This is a genomic window from Aliiroseovarius sp., from assembly GCF_030148435.1.
Lineage (GTDB): Bacteria > Pseudomonadota > Alphaproteobacteria > Rhodobacterales > Rhodobacteraceae > JASBTN01.
Map to the genome: position 1 here is coordinate 186,966 of NZ_JASBTN010000081.1, position 15,567 is coordinate 202,532.

At 63.4% G+C, this 15,567-nt stretch carries 16 protein-coding genes and 1 riboswitch; of the genes, 6 read left to right on the forward strand and 10 right to left on the reverse strand.

Going from position 1 to position 15,567, the window contains the following annotated elements:
- Window positions 1–14: 14 nt before the first annotated feature.
- The 3 genes from Q1V43_RS15680 to Q1V43_RS15690 all read right to left on the reverse strand — a co-directional run bounded on the left by Q1V43_RS15680 (window position 15) and on the right by Q1V43_RS15690 (window position 4,713).
- A complete protein-coding gene (locus tag Q1V43_RS15680) occupies window positions 15–1,052 on the reverse strand; it encodes a rod shape-determining protein (RefSeq protein ID WP_300520039.1) in 1,038 nt (345 codons plus the stop codon).
- A 327-nt stretch (window positions 1,053–1,379) separates the two neighbouring features.
- Window positions 1,380–2,921 carry a 2-isopropylmalate synthase gene (locus Q1V43_RS15685; protein ID WP_300520041.1) on the reverse strand — a complete coding sequence of 514 codons (1,542 nt, stop codon included), beginning with the start codon at window positions 2,919–2,921 and terminating at the stop codon, window positions 1,380–1,382.
- 349 nt (window positions 2,922–3,270) lie between these two features.
- Complete coding sequence (locus Q1V43_RS15690) at window positions 3,271–4,713, reverse strand: 2-isopropylmalate synthase (protein ID WP_300520042.1); 1,443 nt, start codon at window positions 4,711–4,713, stop codon at window positions 3,271–3,273.
- Window positions 4,714–4,886: 173 nt separating this feature from the next.
- On the opposite strand from Q1V43_RS15690, the gene Q1V43_RS15695 reads away from it, so the two are divergent.
- A complete protein-coding gene (locus Q1V43_RS15695; protein WP_300520044.1) occupies window positions 4,887–6,560 on the forward strand; it encodes an NAD+ synthase in 1,674 nt (557 codons plus the stop codon).
- A 7-nt stretch (window positions 6,561–6,567) separates the two neighbouring features.
- On the opposite strand, the gene soxR is transcribed toward Q1V43_RS15695, so the two are convergent.
- The gene (soxR, locus tag Q1V43_RS15700) at window positions 6,568–7,041 is read right to left on the reverse strand and encodes a redox-sensitive transcriptional activator SoxR (protein ID WP_300520046.1); all 474 of its coding nucleotides are present in this window, start codon (window positions 7,039–7,041) and stop codon (window positions 6,568–6,570) included.
- Window positions 7,042–7,116: 75 nt separating this feature from the next.
- Here soxR and Q1V43_RS15705 point away from each other — a divergent pair, with 75 nt between their 5' ends.
- Window positions 7,117–7,491, forward strand: coding sequence for a VOC family protein (locus Q1V43_RS15705; RefSeq protein WP_300520049.1), 375 nt, complete (start codon window positions 7,117–7,119; stop codon window positions 7,489–7,491).
- Here the strand turns inward: Q1V43_RS15705 and Q1V43_RS15710 are convergent.
- A complete protein-coding gene (locus tag Q1V43_RS15710; RefSeq protein ID WP_300520052.1) occupies window positions 7,482–7,922 on the reverse strand; it encodes a hypothetical protein in 441 nt (146 codons plus the stop codon). The two genes, Q1V43_RS15705 and Q1V43_RS15710, sit on opposite strands and share 10 nt — an antisense overlap.
- A 101-nt stretch (window positions 7,923–8,023) precedes the next feature.
- Here Q1V43_RS15710 and Q1V43_RS15715 point away from each other — a divergent pair, with 101 nt between their 5' ends.
- On the forward strand, window positions 8,024–8,455 hold the full coding sequence (locus Q1V43_RS15715) for a DUF1801 domain-containing protein (protein ID WP_300520055.1): 432 nt from the start codon (window positions 8,024–8,026) through the stop codon (window positions 8,453–8,455).
- Between the two features lie 66 nt (window positions 8,456–8,521).
- A complete protein-coding gene (locus Q1V43_RS15720; protein ID WP_300520058.1) occupies window positions 8,522–9,241 on the forward strand; it encodes a hypothetical protein in 720 nt (239 codons plus the stop codon).
- Here the strand turns inward: Q1V43_RS15720 and Q1V43_RS15725 are convergent.
- The 4 genes from Q1V43_RS15725 to Q1V43_RS15740 form a co-directional block, all read right to left on the reverse strand.
- A complete protein-coding gene (locus Q1V43_RS15725) occupies window positions 9,234–10,067 on the reverse strand; it encodes a glycosyltransferase family 2 protein (RefSeq protein ID WP_300520060.1) in 834 nt (277 codons plus the stop codon). The two genes, Q1V43_RS15720 and Q1V43_RS15725, sit on opposite strands and share 8 nt — an antisense overlap.
- 2 nt (window positions 10,068–10,069) lie before the next feature.
- Complete coding sequence (locus Q1V43_RS15730; protein WP_300520062.1) at window positions 10,070–10,870, reverse strand: hypothetical protein; 801 nt, start codon at window positions 10,868–10,870, stop codon at window positions 10,070–10,072.
- Window positions 10,871–10,943: 73 nt separating this feature from the next.
- Window positions 10,944–11,342 carry a metallopeptidase family protein gene (locus Q1V43_RS15735; protein ID WP_300520064.1) on the reverse strand — a complete coding sequence of 133 codons (399 nt, stop codon included), beginning with the start codon at window positions 11,340–11,342 and terminating at the stop codon, window positions 10,944–10,946.
- Window positions 11,342–11,779: a CopD family protein gene (locus Q1V43_RS15740; protein WP_300520066.1), complete on the reverse strand. Its 438-nt coding sequence runs from the start codon at window positions 11,777–11,779 to the stop codon at window positions 11,342–11,344. Before Q1V43_RS15740 ends, Q1V43_RS15735 begins: the two co-directional genes overlap by 1 nt.
- A gap of 82 nt (window positions 11,780–11,861) precedes the next feature.
- On the opposite strand from Q1V43_RS15740, the gene gltX reads away from it, so the two are divergent.
- Both gltX and Q1V43_RS15750 read left to right on the forward strand, forming a co-directional pair.
- Complete coding sequence (gene gltX / locus Q1V43_RS15745; RefSeq protein ID WP_300520069.1) at window positions 11,862–13,187, forward strand: glutamate--tRNA ligase; 1,326 nt, start codon at window positions 11,862–11,864, stop codon at window positions 13,185–13,187.
- A gap of 106 nt (window positions 13,188–13,293) precedes the next feature.
- Window positions 13,294–14,700, forward strand: a complete 1,407-nt coding sequence (locus tag Q1V43_RS15750) for an MATE family efflux transporter (protein ID WP_300520071.1) — start codon at window positions 13,294–13,296, stop codon at window positions 14,698–14,700.
- On the opposite strand, the gene Q1V43_RS15755 is transcribed toward Q1V43_RS15750, so the two are convergent.
- Complete coding sequence (locus Q1V43_RS15755; RefSeq protein WP_300520074.1) at window positions 14,697–15,263, reverse strand: gamma-glutamylcyclotransferase family protein; 567 nt, start codon at window positions 15,261–15,263, stop codon at window positions 14,697–14,699. The two genes, Q1V43_RS15750 and Q1V43_RS15755, sit on opposite strands and share 4 nt — an antisense overlap.
- A gap of 71 nt (window positions 15,264–15,334) precedes the next feature.
- Window positions 15,335–15,422: riboswitch (glycine riboswitch) on the forward strand.
- Window positions 15,423–15,567: the final 145 nt, after the last annotated feature.

Below are 15,567 nucleotides of genomic sequence, written 5' to 3' on the forward strand. Positions count from 1 at the left end.
GAATCAGGTTGGGATCAGCTGTCGTAGTCGATCACGTGGCGCAGCTGCTTTTCGTATTCCAGCGCCTTGCCGGTGCCCAAAGCCACACAATTCAGGCTTTCGTCCGCGACCGAGATCGACAGGCCGGTCTGCTCGCGCAGGGCCAGGTCCAGCTCGCCCAGCAGGGCGCCGCCACCGGTCAGCATGACACCGCGGTCGACGATGTCGGCGGCCAGGTCCGGCGGGGTGGTTTCCAGAGCGGTCATCACCGCCTCGCAAATCTGCTGCACCGGTTCGGCCAGGGCCTCGGCCACCTGGGCCTGGGTAATGTCGGTTTCCTTGGGCACACCGTTCAGAAGGTCTCGGCCGCGGATCTGCATCGACGCGCCGCGCCCGTCGTCGGGCATCCGCGCGGTTCCAATCGAGGTCTTGATGCGTTCGGCGGTGCTTTCGCCGATCAGGATATTCTGTTGGCGGCGCAGATAGGAGATGATCGCTTCGTCCATGCGGTCGCCGCCGACGCGCACCGAACGCGCGTAGACGATGTCGCCCAGCGACAGGACCGCGACTTCGGTGGTGCCGCCGCCGATGTCCACGACCATCGAGCCGGTCGGGTCGGTGATCGGCATGCCCGCGCCGATTGCCGCGGCAATGGGTTCGGCGATCAGGCCGGCACGACGGGCTCCCGCGCTCATCACTGAGGTGCGGATCGCGCGTTTTTCGACCGGGGTCGCGCCATGGGGCACGCAGACGATGATCTTGGGCTTCGAAAAGGTGGTGCGCTTGTGGACCTTGCGGATGAAGTGTTTGATCATCTCTTCCGCCGAGTCGAAGTCGGCAATGACCCCTTCGCGCATCGGGCGGATTGCCTCGATCGAACCGGGGGTGCGGCCCAGCATCAGCTTGGCGTCCTCACCCACCGCGAGCACCTTTTTCTGACCGTCCTTGACATGATAGGCGACTACGGAGGGCTCATTCAGGATGACCCCCTTGCCCTTCACGTAGACCAGCGTGTTCGCCGTTCCCAGGTCGATCGCCATATCCGATGAAAACAAACCCGCAAAACCCGCCATGTGCCGCATATCCCGCTTATCAATAGCCAAAAGGCCCGCGACTCTCCGGAGGCGGACCGTGCGTCGTTATAGGCGGGGGCGGGTTTCAGGAAAAGGGGCAAGGGTCGCGAAAACGGCACCTTTCCGCGCATGGGCTGTGGGAGTCGGCTTCAAAATCGGCCAAGATTATTGAGAAACTGAAAACCGTGGTAAGATCTGGCCCTCTAACTGACCTGAAATGTTCGAAATGTGGAATCTGTAGCCAGTTTCACTTTTCCTCTAAAAAACGCGAAAAGCGCGAGGAGGGCCCGCGCTTTTCGGTGATTTTCAACCGGATACCGGTGGCGCTCAGACCGCGTCCGGCTTGGTCTTTTCACGGCGCACCAGCAGGTTGTTCAGCGCGTTCACATAGGCTTTGGCCGAGGCCACCACCGTGTCCGTGTCCGAGCTTTGCCCAGTGACGATCTTGCCGCTTTCTTCCATGCGCACCGAGACCGTGGCCTGGGCATCCGTACCCTCGGTCACAGCGTGTACCTGGTAGAGCTGCAGCCGCGCCTCATGCGGGAACAGGCCCTTGATCGCGTTGAAGGTCGCGTCCACCGGTCCATCACCGGTGGCGGTTTTCTGATGATCCACCCCGTCGATTTCCAGCGTCAGGTCCGCCGACTGCGGCGCCTCGGTGCCGCAGATCACGCGCAGGAACTTGACCTGGACGCGGTCATTGGCGCTGTCCGTGCCATCGGTCATCAGCGCGATCAGGTCGTCGTCGAACACTTCCTTCTTGCTGTCCGCCAGTTCCTTGAACCGTACGAAAACATCCTTCAGCTGGTTGTCGCCCACGTCGAAGCCCAGATCCTTCAGCTTGGCATTCAGCGCGGCGCGGCCCGAATGCTTGCCCAGCGGCAGCGAGGTCCCGGCCAGGCCGATGTCCTCGGGGCGCATGATCTCGAAGTTTTCCGGGTTCTTCAGCATGCCGTCCTGATGAATGCCGCTTTCGTGTGCAAAGGCGTTCTTGCCGACGATCGCCTTATTGAACTGCACCGGAAAGCCCGAGACCTGCGCCACGCGACGCGAGATGGCCATGATGCGCGTCGTGTCCACCTGGGTCTTGTAGGGCATGATGTCATTGCGCACCTTCAGGGCCATCACGACCTCTTCCAGCGCGGTGTTGCCGGCGCGCTCGCCCAGACCGTTGATGGTGCATTCGATCTGACGCGCGCCGGCCTCGACCGCGGCCAGGGCGTTGGCAGTGGCCATGCCCAGGTCGTTATGGCAGTGGGTGGCGAAGGTGATTTCATCCGCCCCCGGCACGCGGTCGATCAGCATCCTGATCAGGTCGGCGCTTTCGCGCGGGGCGGTGTAGCCGACGGTGTCGGGGATGTTGATCGTGGTGGCCCCCGCCTTGATCGCGATCTCGATCACCCGGCACAGGTAGTCATGTTCCGTCCGGGTCGCATCCATCGGCGACCATTGCACGTCATCGACCAGGTTGCGCGCGTGGCTGACGGTCTCGTGGATCAGGTCGGCCATCTCGTCCCGGGTCAGGTTCGGAATGGCGCGGTGCAGGGGCGAAGTGCCGATGAAGGTGTGGATGCGTGGGCGCGCGGCCTTGCGCACGGCCTCGGCGCAGCGGTCGATATCCTTGAAATTTGCGCGGGACAGCCCGCAGATGGTGGAATTCTTCGACTGGCGGGCAATATCGCTGACCGCCTGAAAATCGCCTTCCGAGGCGATCGGGAACCCGGCCTCGATGATGTCCACGCCCATCTCGTCCAGCATCTCGGCGATCTCGAGCTTCTCGTCATGGGTCATGGTCGCGCCCGGGCTCTGTTCGCCGTCACGCAGGGTTGTGTCGAAGATCAACACGCGGTCGGATTTGGAATTGGTCATATCTCTGGTCTTTCGTTGTTCTTAGCCGTTGGGGATATGGCGCGGGGGGCATGCATCCTCTGAGCGGTCGCGCCGAACGGCACGCTCAGAGGCGGCTAAGAAGAAGCAGCGCGTTCAGGCCCGCGAAAACGAGGGCCGAATTGGGGATATGCGTCTGCGGTGCCATGGCCGCGACTATAGCTGCGGCGACGCAGAGTTAAAGAGGTTTTTTGCGGGCTTTGCACCGCGGTTGCTTCGCGCGCTTTTGGCAAAGCCTATGTCACAACGCCCAACCAGAGGCGCCCGTCCCTGATGATCGACGATGGGCGGAAACGCCCCGTTTGCGGATGAAACCTCGGCGGGGGGCGGCTCAGTTCGAGCCGGCCTCCTCCTGCGTACCCTCGGTCAGGATGCCCTCTTCCCAGGTGCCGGACGCGCGCGTGCCGTTGGCATATTGCACGCTCCCCTGGCCGTGACGTTTGCCGTCCAGGAAATTGCCCTCGTAGACATCGCCGTTTGCATAGGTCTCGACCCCAGTGCCGGTCTTCACGCCGTTCAGCCACTCGCCGTCATAGGCGTAGCCCTCGGGCGTGGTCAGCTTGCCGCGACCGTGGCGTTGGCCCGCCTTGAACATGCCTTCGAAGACCGAGCCGTCGGCGAAGGTGGACTTGCCTTCACCCTCGGGTTGCCCCGCGACCCAGCTGCCGTCCTGCACATAGCCGTCCGGGTAGGTCAGCTTGCCCGTGCCTTCGAAAGTCGCATTGGCGAAGCTGCCCTCGTAAGTGGCGCCATCGGCAAAGCTCGCCCTGCCGTCGCCCTGAATGACGCCGCCAACCCAGCCTCCTTCATAGGTGCCGCCATCGGCATAGGCGATCTTGCCTTGCCCATCGGCCAGGCCGCCGCGGAACTGGCCTTCGTAGGTCGACCCGTCGGGATATTTCACAACACCCTGACCTTCCATCACGCCCGCGACCCAGCTGCCCTGGTAGTCCAATCCGTCTGCGCCGATCACGCGGCCTTCGCCATGGCGCCGGTCGGCCTCGAAGCCGCCTTCGTAGATATCGCCATTGGCATAGACCAGGCGCCCCGTGCCGGTGCGCTCGCCGTTTGCGAAGGCGCCGGTGTAGACATCACCGTTGGACTGGGTCAGCACGCCCTGACCCTGCATCCGGCCGCCTTCCCAGGTGCCGTCGTATTTCATCCCGTCCGGGCTGATCAGCGTGCCGCGCCCGGCGCGTTCGCCTCCGATCATGGCCCCTTCGTAGACCGAGCCGTCGGGGAAGGTGGTGCGCCCCTGGCCTTCGCGTTTGCCGCCCACCCAGTCTCCCTCATAGACATAGCCCGAGGGCGCCTCCATCCGGCCCTGGCCGTGGCGCTGGGCGTCGCGGAAGCTGCCCTCGTATTTCACGCCGTTGGCATAGATGCGCAGGCCGACACCATTGATCGCACCGTCCTTCCAGTCACCTTCATAGGTGCCGCCGTCGGCGAATGTGATCTTGCCGAACCCATCGGGCTTGCCCTTCACGAAACTGCCTTCGTAGACGGCGCCGGAGGGGAAGCGGGCCACGCCCTGGCCGCGAATCTCGCCCTCGATGAAAGACCCGGTGTATTCATAGCCCGAGGGCAGGCGCAGGGTGCCCTCTCCATGCTGAAGACCGTCCCTGAACGTGCCTTCGTAGATGCCGCCATCGTCGTATTGTTTGATGCCCGACTGACCGTCGCCGGTCTGATCCTGCGCCATGCCCGGCGCGCCAAGTCCTGCAAGGCCCACGGCCATCACGGCGGCCTTCGTCCACCCCTTCAGATGCGACATATCCATCCTCACCCTGACTGATCTTTCGGCGCTTCGCTGTCGGGTGCGCCCTTCGGCGCCAGCCTAGGTCAGAGAGGCAGATGAAACAACGGTTTTCCCCCGACTTGGGCGGGCAGCCCCTTCCCCCTCGGCGCAAACCCGCTATATCTGGCGCGAGCAGAGGATATATGCGCATGAGTGACACTTTCCGCCTGACCCTGGCCCAGCTGAACCCGACTGTAGGGGCCATTCAAGCCAACTGCGACAAGGCCCGCGCCGCCTGGATCGAGGCCCGTGATGCCGGCGCTGCGATGATTGCCTTTCCCGAGGCTTTCGTGACCGGCTACCAGACCCAGGATCTGGTGATGCGCCCGCAGTTCTTCCGCGACGCGATGGCCGCGGTCGAGGCGCTGGCAGAAGATTGCGCCGAGGGGCCGGTGATCGGCATCGGCGCGCCATTTCACGATGGCAGCGACCTCTACAATGCCTATTACATCCTGTCGGGTGGCAAGATCGCGCACCGGGTGTTGAAGCAGCGCCTGCCGAACGAGACCGTATTCGACGAGGTGCGCCATTTCGCCGCCGCCGAACCGCAAGGCCCCTATTCGGTCGGTCCGATCCGTATCGGTACACCGATCTGCGAGGACGCCTGGCATGCCGATGATGTCTGCGAGACGCTTGAGGAAAGCGGCGCGGAGTTTCTGCTGATCCCCAACGGATCACCCTATTTCCGCGGCAAAACCGACGTGCGCATGAACCAAATGGTGGCCCGCGTGGTCGAAACCGGCCTGCCGCTGATCTACTTGAACATGGTTGGCGGACAGGATGATCAGGTTTTCGACGGCGGCACCTTTGCGCTGAACCCGGGCGGGGAGCTCGCCCTGCGCCTGCCGGTGTTCGACGAGGCGCTGGCCCATCTGGACCTGACCCGCACCGACGATGGCTGGCGGATCGACAAGGGCGATCTTGCGCCGCTGCCGGATGACTGGGAACAGGACTACCGTGCGATGGTGGAAAGCCTGCGCGACTATTGCGGCAAGACCGGTTTCGGCAAGGTGCTTCTGGGCCTGTCCGGCGGGATCGACTCGGCCATCGTGGCGACCATCGCCGTGGATGCGCTGGGGGCGGAGAACGTGCGCTGCGTCATGCTGCCGTCCGAATACACCTCGCAGGGGTCGCTGGACGACGCCAGGGACATCGCCACGCGCCTGGGCTGCGCCTATGACTTCGTGCCGATCAGCGAGGGGCGTCAGGCCATCACCAATACGCTGGCCCCGTTCTTTGAAGGGCTGGAGCCCGACATCACCGAGGAAAACATTCAATCCCGCCTGCGCGGCCTCTTGTTGATGGCCCTGTCCAACAAGACCGGCGCCATGCTGCTGACCACCGGCAACAAGTCCGAGGTCGCGGTCGGCTATGCCACGATCTATGGCGACATGTCCGGCGGCTACAATCCGATCAAGGATCTCTACAAGTCGCGCGTTTTCGAACAGTGCCGCTGGCGCAATGCCAACCACCGCGACTGGATGGCGGGGCCGGATGGCGAGGTGATCCCGGTTTCGATCATCGACAAGCCGCCCTCGGCCGAGCTGCGCCCGGACCAGAAGGACGAGGATTCACTCCCGCCCTATGACGTGCTGGATGCAATTCTGGAAGGGCTGATCGACGACGAGAAATCGGTGGCCGAGCTGGTTGCGGAAGGCTTCGACAAGGCGACGGTGAAGAAGGTCGAGCACCTGATTTTCATCTCGGAATACAAGCGTTTCCAATCGGCGCCGGGCACGCGGCTGACACCGCGCAGTTTCTGGCTGGACCGGCGTTATCCGATCGTGAACCGGTGGCGTGACATGTCCGGAGACGCGCAGTAGCACATCCTCAATTCGGGCTGTTCTCCAGATCCGCCGACCGGTCCCCCAAAAGGTATCTGGGCCCGGTCCCCAGCCTGCGCGCGCCGTCCCCGGGGTTGTAGAGCTTGCAGCGCTGCAGGCTCAGACAGCCGCAACCGATGCAGCCGTCCAGGTTGTCCCGCAGCGCTTCCATCGCGGCGATGCGCCGGTCAAGCTCATCGCGGAACCCTCGCGCCAGCCTCTCCCAGTCGCGTTTGTTTGGCGTGCGACCTTCGGGCAGGCGGGAAAGCTGTTCGTGGATTTCGGCGATGGTAAAGCCCAGCTGCTGGGTGATGCGCACGAAGGACAGGCGGCGGATGTCGGCGCGGTGAAACTGCCGCTGCCCGCCGGCGGTGCGGATCGGACGCACCAGACCCTCGGTTTCATAATAGCGAATGGCAGAGACGGCGAGCCCGGTTCGCTCTGCCATCTGCCCGATCGAGATCATCGGTTTCTGCGCCATTCAACACCTCTTGACCTAAAGCTTACTTGAGGAATTAGAACCTTCGAATCAGATCTATGCAAGAAGGGAAAATCAATGGCACATCTGGAACACGTCAACGTCACCGTGACCGACCCCAAGCGCACGGCGGCGATGCTGTGTGACCTGTTCGGCTGGCACATCCGCTGGGAAGGCGCGGCGATCAGCGGGGGCTACTCGGTGCATGTGGGCGACAAGAACGGATATTTGGCGGTCTATTCGATGGGCGGCGACAGAAAGGCTGCGAACAGTTACACAACCGTCGGCAGCCTCAACCATATCGGCGTTGTGGTCGACGACATCGAGGCCACCGAGGCACGGGTCAAGGCGCTGGGTTTCACCCCGCGCAACCATGCGGATTACGAACCCGGACGGCGGTTCTATTTCGACGATGCAGACGGGATTGAATTCGAGGTGGTCAGCTACGCCTGAGCCCGCGTGCGCGGGGAGGGGGCGGCCAGCAGTTCGGCGATGCGCCGTTCCGGACGACCAAGGCGCAGCAGGGCTTCGGTCTCGCTGCGCATGACGTGTACCGGTGGCCCCTTGGCTGCGTTGACGATGGTTTCGAACAAACTTGCCATGCTGAAGGCCAGATCATTGTCTGCCAGCAGCAGTTTTGCCGCAGGCGGGCCGTGGACCTCATGCAGTTTGCCCAAGCGGTAGACCATATTCGACATGGTGCGATAGCTCATGTCGAATTCAGTGATTTCGCGAAGATCTACCAACTCCGTCGCCTTTGGCGAGAAATTCGGATCGGCCACATAATCCCGTGCAGCGCGCAAGACCTGATCGGCATCAACCACGCCCGCGTAATGAATATAAGTGAGTAGCTGGTCAGGGAATATCGTGTAGGAAATCGGCATGGGGCCTCCTTAACATAACAGAATTCAAGTTCATTGACCTTACGTCAAGTGAGGTTTTAAGACAGGTTGCGCTTTGCAAATTGCAAAGTCATGCTGAAGATATGAGCGCAAACAAGACCCAGCCCACAACGGCATCGGTTCAGGCCTTCCTTGATGCGGTTGAACCTGAACGCCGTCGCGCGGATGCTGTGGTACTGGATCGGCTGTTTCGCGACGTGACCGGGTTCGCGCCAGTAATGTGGGGGGCATCGATCGTCGGCTACGGCGCCTACCACTGTGTCTATGCCTCGGGTCGCGAAGGGGATTTCCTGGCCACGGGGTTTTCACCGCGCAAATCGGCCCTGTCGCTCTACATCATGCCCGGGTACCAGGATTTCGGCGGGCTGCTGGACCGGCTGGGTAAACACAAACGCGGGAAGTCGTGTCTGTATATCAACAAGCTGGCGGACGTGGACCTTGAGGTGTTGGCAGAACTGATCCGGGAGGGACTGGACGGGCTTGACAGGATCTGGCCGGTGCGCATCACCCCGTGACGGCTTGCGACCCGCGGGGCAGGACACTAGGGTGCGCGCGATCTTCATTCAGCCTGGGAGCCGACCATGGCCCGTCTCATCGCCCATATGGCCACCTTCCCGGGCCGCGTTGAATTTGCGGAAGATGCCGCACGGTCCATCGCCGTACAGGTGGACGAACCGCGTGTGGTGTTCAACGAGTTCGACGGACCGCCCGCCTGGGCCGGGCAGGTTGACAACCTGGTGCCGATCATCCCACCGTCGGACACGAAGGATACCGGCAAGTTCCTGCCCGAGGTGGCGCCGGAGGACTTGGTGTTCCTGTGCGACGATGATCTGGACTACACGCCGGGCTATGTCGCGCAGTTCCTGTCACAGGCCGAGATATTGGGGTTGGAGCAGAACGTGCTGGGCCTGCACGGCACCATCTACCGTCGTGTCTTCGGCAAGCTGCGCAGCCTGCGCTCGCGCAAGCAGTTCCACTATGCCAAGGGGTTGGATCAGCCGCGTTACGTGGACCAACTGGGCACTGGCACGGTGCTGGTGCGGGGGGCAAACCTGCCCGGTTTTGCCGATATGGAGACCAGCCAGAAATTCGTCGATGTGCGCTTTGCCCGTCTGGCCTGCGAACGCGGGTTGAACATGGTGGCGATTGCGCGGCCCTCAAAGATTCTGGTGCTGCGTGGCGGGCGGGAAGGGTCGATTTATCAGACGTTTACCCGGCAGAGCCCGGAGAATGTGCTGGCCGAATCCCGTGCCTTTGCAGGTAAGCATTCCAAGCTGGGACAGGTCGCCGGGATCAAATAATGCCGCGAAAGCGCTCGGGAATTTCCACCACCGGGTCGCCCTTGATCATCGCGGGTTTGTTCCAGGCAAACCAGGGGCGGCGCCAGGTCTGCAAGCGGCGCGCGGTGGAGAAATAGTCATCGCCCGGCATGGGCGTGCTTTGGTCGATGATCTTGAACAGCCGCTCGCGCCGTTCCAGGTGTCCTCCCCAACCTGTTGCCAGGCGATCCTTGTCGGCGGTCTTGCCGGTGGAGCGGGCGTAGTCGATCATCCCGAAGTGGAAGCCGTAGAGCTGGTCCGAGATGTGGAAGTTCTGCCTCTTGATCCGGTGAAAGCCCGACCCCCAGGTGCAGGGCTGGTAGCTGATCGAAGGCTTGGTATAGCGGCTGGACAGATGCGCGAACCGGCGTTGGTCCAGCATTTTCTGCGCCGGGTCCAGCTCCGGCTCCAACCGAATATGCTGCCCCACGTCCAGCCCCAGGCCCGAGATCGAGCGGGTGGTGTTCTGGTGCGCCGCGACGAAAGCGTTCAGGTCCGGGAATTGGTCTGGATCGGGGATGATGAATTCGTCCACGTCGCCTGCAATCACGCAGTCATAGAAACGGAACAGACCCCGTGCGATATCCGAGACCAGCCGGGCGCGGCGGCGCATCGCGGGCACGCGCTCCAGCGGTTTGCGCGGGATGGTCAGGGTGTTCACTTCGGGCGCATGGTCCGGCGTCGGCTGATCCTGACCGTCCAGAATCACATAGAGGTTCTTGTGTCCAAAGTTCGACCCGTAATAGTCGATCCAGCGCTCCAGGAAGAAGTCGTCGTTGCGGACCGAGGTGATGACGGCAACATCCATGATCACACGCCCTGCTTGGTGAACCAGGCGTCCTTTACCGCATGGCGGCGCGGGTCCGGTTCGAAACGCGGGGTGTTATGTCCTTCGAAGTCGTAGCCGTAGGCGTCGATCTCCCAGGCCGCAACGCGCGCCACGTGATCGCGGGTCTCTTTGTCATACATATCCTGATAGCTGCGGCCCTTCTTGGGCCGCGTGGTTCGTTTGGCGTTCACACCTTCCAGCGACAGGCCGGGCAGTCCGATCCTGTCGCCCAGCGCCTGCATGTCCTCCTCCAGACACTCGTAGCGCAGCATGTGGTCGACCATCGATACGCCGTCGATCATGTAAAGGTCACGGTGCGACAGTTCCCGGTGCTTGTACCAGCCCCAGAGGTGGCGCTTCCACGAGCGGGCGAAATAGGTCAGGGCATATTTCTTGAACCGCGCGCGCTGTTCTTCGATTGGCAGTGCCTTGGCGTCATAGAACCGGCGCGTCTTCCAGAAATAATGCGAGACCGCCAGGTCCCAGGGGTTCCGGTCGATCGAGATCACCAAGTGGTTTTCCAGATCCCGCCCGAAGGCGCGGTAGGCGCGGGTCAGCGGGCAATGTTCCGACAGGCGCACGGGGCGGCGGCCGATAGCTGGTTTGCGTAGAGTGGTCAGTTCGGTCACGTGCCGGTCGAAATTGGTCTTGCCGGTATGTTCCTTGAGATAGGTCGAGATATCGCCGTCCTCAAGGCTGTCACACAGCTTCAGCTCGACCGAGGTACCGCCTACCTTGCGGGTTTTCACTAGCACATAGTTTTTCGAGTTCGAGATGATCATGACCGGACCCCTTGGTATTGGCGCGGGCCTACCCTGTCAGGGGCGTGATTGCAACTGTGGCGGGGCAGGCCGCCTATTCCCACCAGCGATCCACTGCCGCGATATCCCCGTCCGACCAGCCGAAATGATGGGCAAATTCATGCACGGTGACATGGGCGACCAGTTCGGCCAGGGTGACGTCGCCACGGGTAATCCATTCGTCCAGGATGGCACGGCGGTAGAGCCAGACCGTGTCCGGCTGCAGGGGCTGGTCGAAAGCGGACTTCTCGGTCAGGGGAATGCCATCGTAAAGCCCGGTCAGCTCGAACGGATCCTCGATCTGCATCTCGTCGAGGAGTTCCCGGCTCGCGAATTCCTCGACCCGGATCGCAACCTGCATCGCCAGGTCGCGCAGAGGGGCGGGCAGGGCCTTGACCGTGGCTATGGCCAGCGCGTGGATGTCGTCAGCTGAGGGCGCGGTGGCACTGTCCATCAGAACCCACCTGTGCGAATCCACACGCCGGCCATGACAAACACGACGGAAAACAGCGTCACCGCGCGGATGTGCCAGCCCATCAAGGGCAGGCTTTCGGCGCTGAGTGTCGGGATCACGCGAAAGCGTGCGTTTGCGGCGAACAACGCGGTGGCCGCCAGCAGGCAGAGCTTCACCCCCACCGCCGCGCTCACCGGGTCCGCGAAGGACAGCCAGCGGCCCGGGTCGGAGACCTGGCTGGCCAGCCACAGCCCCGTGGCCACCTGAACCACCAGGGCCGGTATGCCGATCCTTTCGAACCCCTGCTCAAAGCGCAGCAGGATGCCGGGATCGCCCGCCGTCAGCGCGCGCGGCAGCACGGTCGTGGCCAGCACCAAATGGCCGCCGGTCCAGATGGACGCGCCCAGAACGTGAAAGGTCAGGATGAGCCAGAGCATGGTGCCTCCGATGAGATTCTCCCGCGCAATATGGACATATGCTTCGGGATGTGAAAGAGCATCCGCGCGAAGGAGACACGCCATGACCATCACCCGTTTCGCGCCCTCGCCCACCGGTTACATCCACGTGGGCAACCTGCGCACCGCCCTGATGAACTACCTGATCGCCCGCAAGGCCGGCGGGCAATTCATCCTGCGCCTGGACGACACGGACCCGGAGCGGTCGAAGCAGGAATATGCGGATGCGATCCAACAGGATCTGGAATGGCTGGGCCTGACCTGGGATCGTCTTGAAAAGCAGTCCGACCGCCTGGAGCGTTATGAGGCCGCCGCGCAAGAGCTGCGCGACATGGGCCGGTTCTACGAGGCGTTCGAGACCCCGACCGAGCTGGACCTGAAGCGCAAGAAACAGCTGAACATGGGCAAGCCGCCGGTTTATGACCGCGCCGCGCTGAACCTGTCGGAAGACGAAAAAGCCAAACTGCGTGCCGAGCGCGGCAATGGCGTATGGCGATTCAAGCTGGACCACGAGCGGATCGAATGGACCGACGGTATTCTGGGCGATCTGTCGATTGACGCGGCCTCTGTCTCGGATCCGGTGCTGATCCGGGGTGACGGGCAGTTCCTTTATACCCTGGCCTCGGTCTGTGATGACGTGGATTACGGCGTGACGCATGTGGTGCGGGGCTCCGACCATGTGACCAATACCGCGACGCAGATCCAGATCATCCGCGCGCTGGGCGGCACGGTGCCTGAGTTTGCGCACCATTCGCTCCTGACCGGCTCGCAGGGCGAGGCCCTGTCGAAACGCCTGGGCACACTGGCCCTGCGCGACCTGCGTGAAGCGGGCGTGCAGCCTGCCGCGCTGCTCAGCCTGATGGCGCGCCTTGGGTCGAGCCAGCCGGTGGAGCTGGTCGGTTCGCTCGACGAACTGGCTGAAGGGTTCGACATCAACAGCTTCGGCTCGGCCCCGACCAAGTTCGATGCCGACGACCTCTACCCGCTGACCGCGCGCTACCTGGGCGGGCTCACGGTCGCCGACGTGGGTGCTGAACTGGACGCGCTGGGCGTTCCGGCGGATGAGGCCGAGGCCTTCTGGACCGTTGCCCGCGAGAATATCACGACACTCAAGGATCTGGGCGCCTGGTGGGAACTCTGCCAGTCCGGTGCCGACCCGCTGGTGGCCGACGAGGACGCCGATTTCATTGCCGAAGCCATGACCCTTCTGCCCGACGGGCCCTATGACGCCTCAAGCTGGGGCGACTGGACCTCGGCCGTCAAGGCGGCGACGGGGCGCAAGGGCAAGGGCCTGTTCATGCCGCTGCGCAAGGCCGTTACCGGTATGGAACGCGGCCCGGACATGTCGGCTCTGATGCCGCTTTTGAAGGTCATCCGCGCCAAGGGGTGACAGGCGGGGCTTCAGGACCGAGGCCCGCAACCCGGTGCGAATTTGCAAAGCCCCCTGTGCGGACAGGGGGCTTTCCTTTTGCCTCCGCGCCACGCATCTTCGGCCAATGGCTCAAGAACAGGCAAAGTTCCTCGAAGGCTCCTTGATGGGTCATATCACGGTGATGGCGCTGACGGCTTCGGTCGGGCTGATGGCGATCTTTCTGGTCGACCTGGTGGACATGATCTTCATCTCGATGCTGGGCAAGGAGGAACTGGCCGCCGCCGTGGGCTATGCCGGTGCAATCCTGTTCTTTACCTCGAGCTTCGGCATCGGCATGTCGATTGCCGCTGGCGCGCTGGTGGCCCGTGCGCTGGGCGAGGGGCAGGTCCGAATGGCGAGCCGCCGGGCCGCGACGGCAATGCTGTACGGCGTTGGCTTCGGCGCGATTTTCGCGGCGCTGGTCTGGGTCAACATACCAGCCCTTGCCGCGCTGATGGGGGCGCAGGGCGCGACGCTTGACCTCGCCGTCGGCTATCTGCGGATCATCATCCCCTCGCTGCCTCTATTGATCATCGGCATGGTCGGCGGGGCGATCCTGCGCGCGCATGGCGACGCGCGCCGGGCGATGATCGCAACCATCGCGGCAGGCGTGGTAAACGCGGTGCTGGACCCGATCTTCATCTTCGGCTTCGGGCTGGAGCTGACCGGAGCCGCGATGGCCTCGGTCGCCTCGCGTGTGGCGATTGCCTTTGCCGCGCTCTATCCGATCTTTCGGTGGCACGGGGGGCTGGAGAAACCCTCCGCGACCGAATTCCGGGTGGATTTCCCCGCCATCATGACCATCGCATTGCCCGCGATCCTGACCCAGTTCGCAACCCCACTGGGGCAGGCCTATGTCACCCGCTCCATGGCCCAGTTCGGCGCGGATGCGGTGGCGGGCATGGCGATCATCTCGCGTCTTGTGCCGGTGGCTTTCGGGGTGATCTTTGCCCTGTCCGGTGCGATCGGCCCGATCATCGGCCAGAACTTCGGCGCCGGGCGCCACGACCGCGTCCGCGGCGCGCTGCGCGATGGGCTGGTGTTTACGCTGGCGGTGACGGTGCTGGTGTCCGCCCTGCTGTTCATCGCCCGTGGCCCGATCGCGGATCTGTTCGGCGCCACGGGCCTGACCCGGGAACTGGTCTTCCTGTTCTGCGGCCCGCTGGCGCTGGCGTGGTTTTTCAACGGCGTCATCTTCCTGTCCAACGCCGCCTTCAACAACCTGGGCCACCCGTTCTATTCCACCTGGATCAACTGGGGCCGCCATACCTTGGGCACGATCCCCTTCGTGATCGTCGGAGCCGCCTGGTGGCAGGGCCCGGGGGTGCTGATCGGCCAGGCACTGGGCGGGGCGGTCTTTGCCGCCGTGGCGCTGGTGCTGGCCGCCAAGGTGATGCGGGACAAGGCGGCAGGCGTCGAACCCGAAATCGAGGCCCCGCACCCCTATGCGCGGCAGACCAGACAGATCACCTTGTTCAACCTGCGACGTTAGGGACGTTTCAGGCCCACCTTCAGCCGCCCAAGCGCCTCATCCACCACATCGCGCTCCTCGGCACTCACCGTGGTTGCGCGCGGATAGATCGGGGCCGCGCGGTCGTCCAGAACCGGGGCATCCCAGCCCTCGGTGGTTTCGAAGAAATGCGCCGCGCCCTCGGGGCCGAACTCGGCCAGGAATCCCTGGACCACCGTGTCGATATAGCTCAACAGCACCGGGTTGTCGGCCCCGGGCTTGCGGTGAAACCCGTCGGGGATGGCGTAGATGGCGACATCCAGGGCGTGCTCAAGACCATGGCTGACCTGGTGGGTGGCGTCATGCCGGTCGTAAGCCCGTTCGCGTTGGTCGAGCGAAGCCCAATGGGCACCGGGCACAGCGGCGATCAACCCGTCGACATAGTCGTCCTGCGCGGGCACCACGGTCAGGAAACTCACGTCGCGCAGGGGCGTGTGGCGCCAGGCGCGTCGCCAGCCTTTCACCGAGGCCGTGGTGGCTCGCAGATAGTCGTGGGTCTGCCGGTTCACCAGGGAACCGTATCCGAAGAAGAACGGGTCGCTCATCCGCTCAGCATGACGCGGTATGCGAATGGGCACAAGCACTTGCCTATGGGTCGGCCAACCGCTACGAATCCGTCATTGCATCGGGAGAATCCGACACTGTCGGTGCCGAAGGAGCAACCGCCCCGGTAAACTCTCAGGCCCCCGGACCGATGTGATGAAGAACACTCTGGAGAGTGGTGCGGCTGCCCGTGCCCGCCGAAGGGATAACGATCTCAGGCATCAGGACAGAGGGGGCATCGCTGGGCGCTACCCGCGCCCGAATGATGCCGGGTACATGGGTCCGGCCGACAGGACAAAGGGACCG

Coding starts and splice junctions, on each gene's coding strand:
- Q1V43_RS15680 (WP_300520039.1), bottom strand. CDS start 1,052: ATGGCGGGTTTTGCGGGTTTGTTTTCATCGGATATGGCGATCGACCTG.
- Q1V43_RS15685 (WP_300520041.1), bottom strand. CDS start 2,921: ATGACCAATTCCAAATCCGACCGCGTGTTGATCTTCGACACAACCCTG.
- Q1V43_RS15690 (WP_300520042.1), bottom strand. CDS start 4,713: ATGTCGCATCTGAAGGGGTGGACGAAGGCCGCCGTGATGGCCGTGGGC.
- Q1V43_RS15695 (WP_300520044.1), top strand. CDS start 4,887: ATGAGTGACACTTTCCGCCTGACCCTGGCCCAGCTGAACCCGACTGTA.
- soxR (WP_300520046.1), bottom strand. CDS start 7,041: ATGGCGCAGAAACCGATGATCTCGATCGGGCAGATGGCAGAGCGAACC.
- Q1V43_RS15705 (WP_300520049.1), top strand. CDS start 7,117: ATGGCACATCTGGAACACGTCAACGTCACCGTGACCGACCCCAAGCGC.
- Q1V43_RS15710 (WP_300520052.1), bottom strand. CDS start 7,922: ATGCCGATTTCCTACACGATATTCCCTGACCAGCTACTCACTTATATT.
- Q1V43_RS15715 (WP_300520055.1), top strand. CDS start 8,024: ATGAGCGCAAACAAGACCCAGCCCACAACGGCATCGGTTCAGGCCTTC.
- Q1V43_RS15720 (WP_300520058.1), top strand. CDS start 8,522: ATGGCCCGTCTCATCGCCCATATGGCCACCTTCCCGGGCCGCGTTGAA.
- Q1V43_RS15725 (WP_300520060.1), bottom strand. CDS start 10,067: ATGGATGTTGCCGTCATCACCTCGGTCCGCAACGACGACTTCTTCCTG.
- Q1V43_RS15730 (WP_300520062.1), bottom strand. CDS start 10,870: ATGATCATCTCGAACTCGAAAAACTATGTGCTAGTGAAAACCCGCAAG.
- Q1V43_RS15735 (WP_300520064.1), bottom strand. CDS start 11,342: ATGGACAGTGCCACCGCGCCCTCAGCTGACGACATCCACGCGCTGGCC.
- Q1V43_RS15740 (WP_300520066.1), bottom strand. CDS start 11,779: ATGCTCTGGCTCATCCTGACCTTTCACGTTCTGGGCGCGTCCATCTGG.
- gltX (WP_300520069.1), top strand. CDS start 11,862: ATGACCATCACCCGTTTCGCGCCCTCGCCCACCGGTTACATCCACGTG.
- Q1V43_RS15750 (WP_300520071.1), top strand. CDS start 13,294: ATGGCTCAAGAACAGGCAAAGTTCCTCGAAGGCTCCTTGATGGGTCAT.
- Q1V43_RS15755 (WP_300520074.1), bottom strand. CDS start 15,263: ATGAGCGACCCGTTCTTCTTCGGATACGGTTCCCTGGTGAACCGGCAG.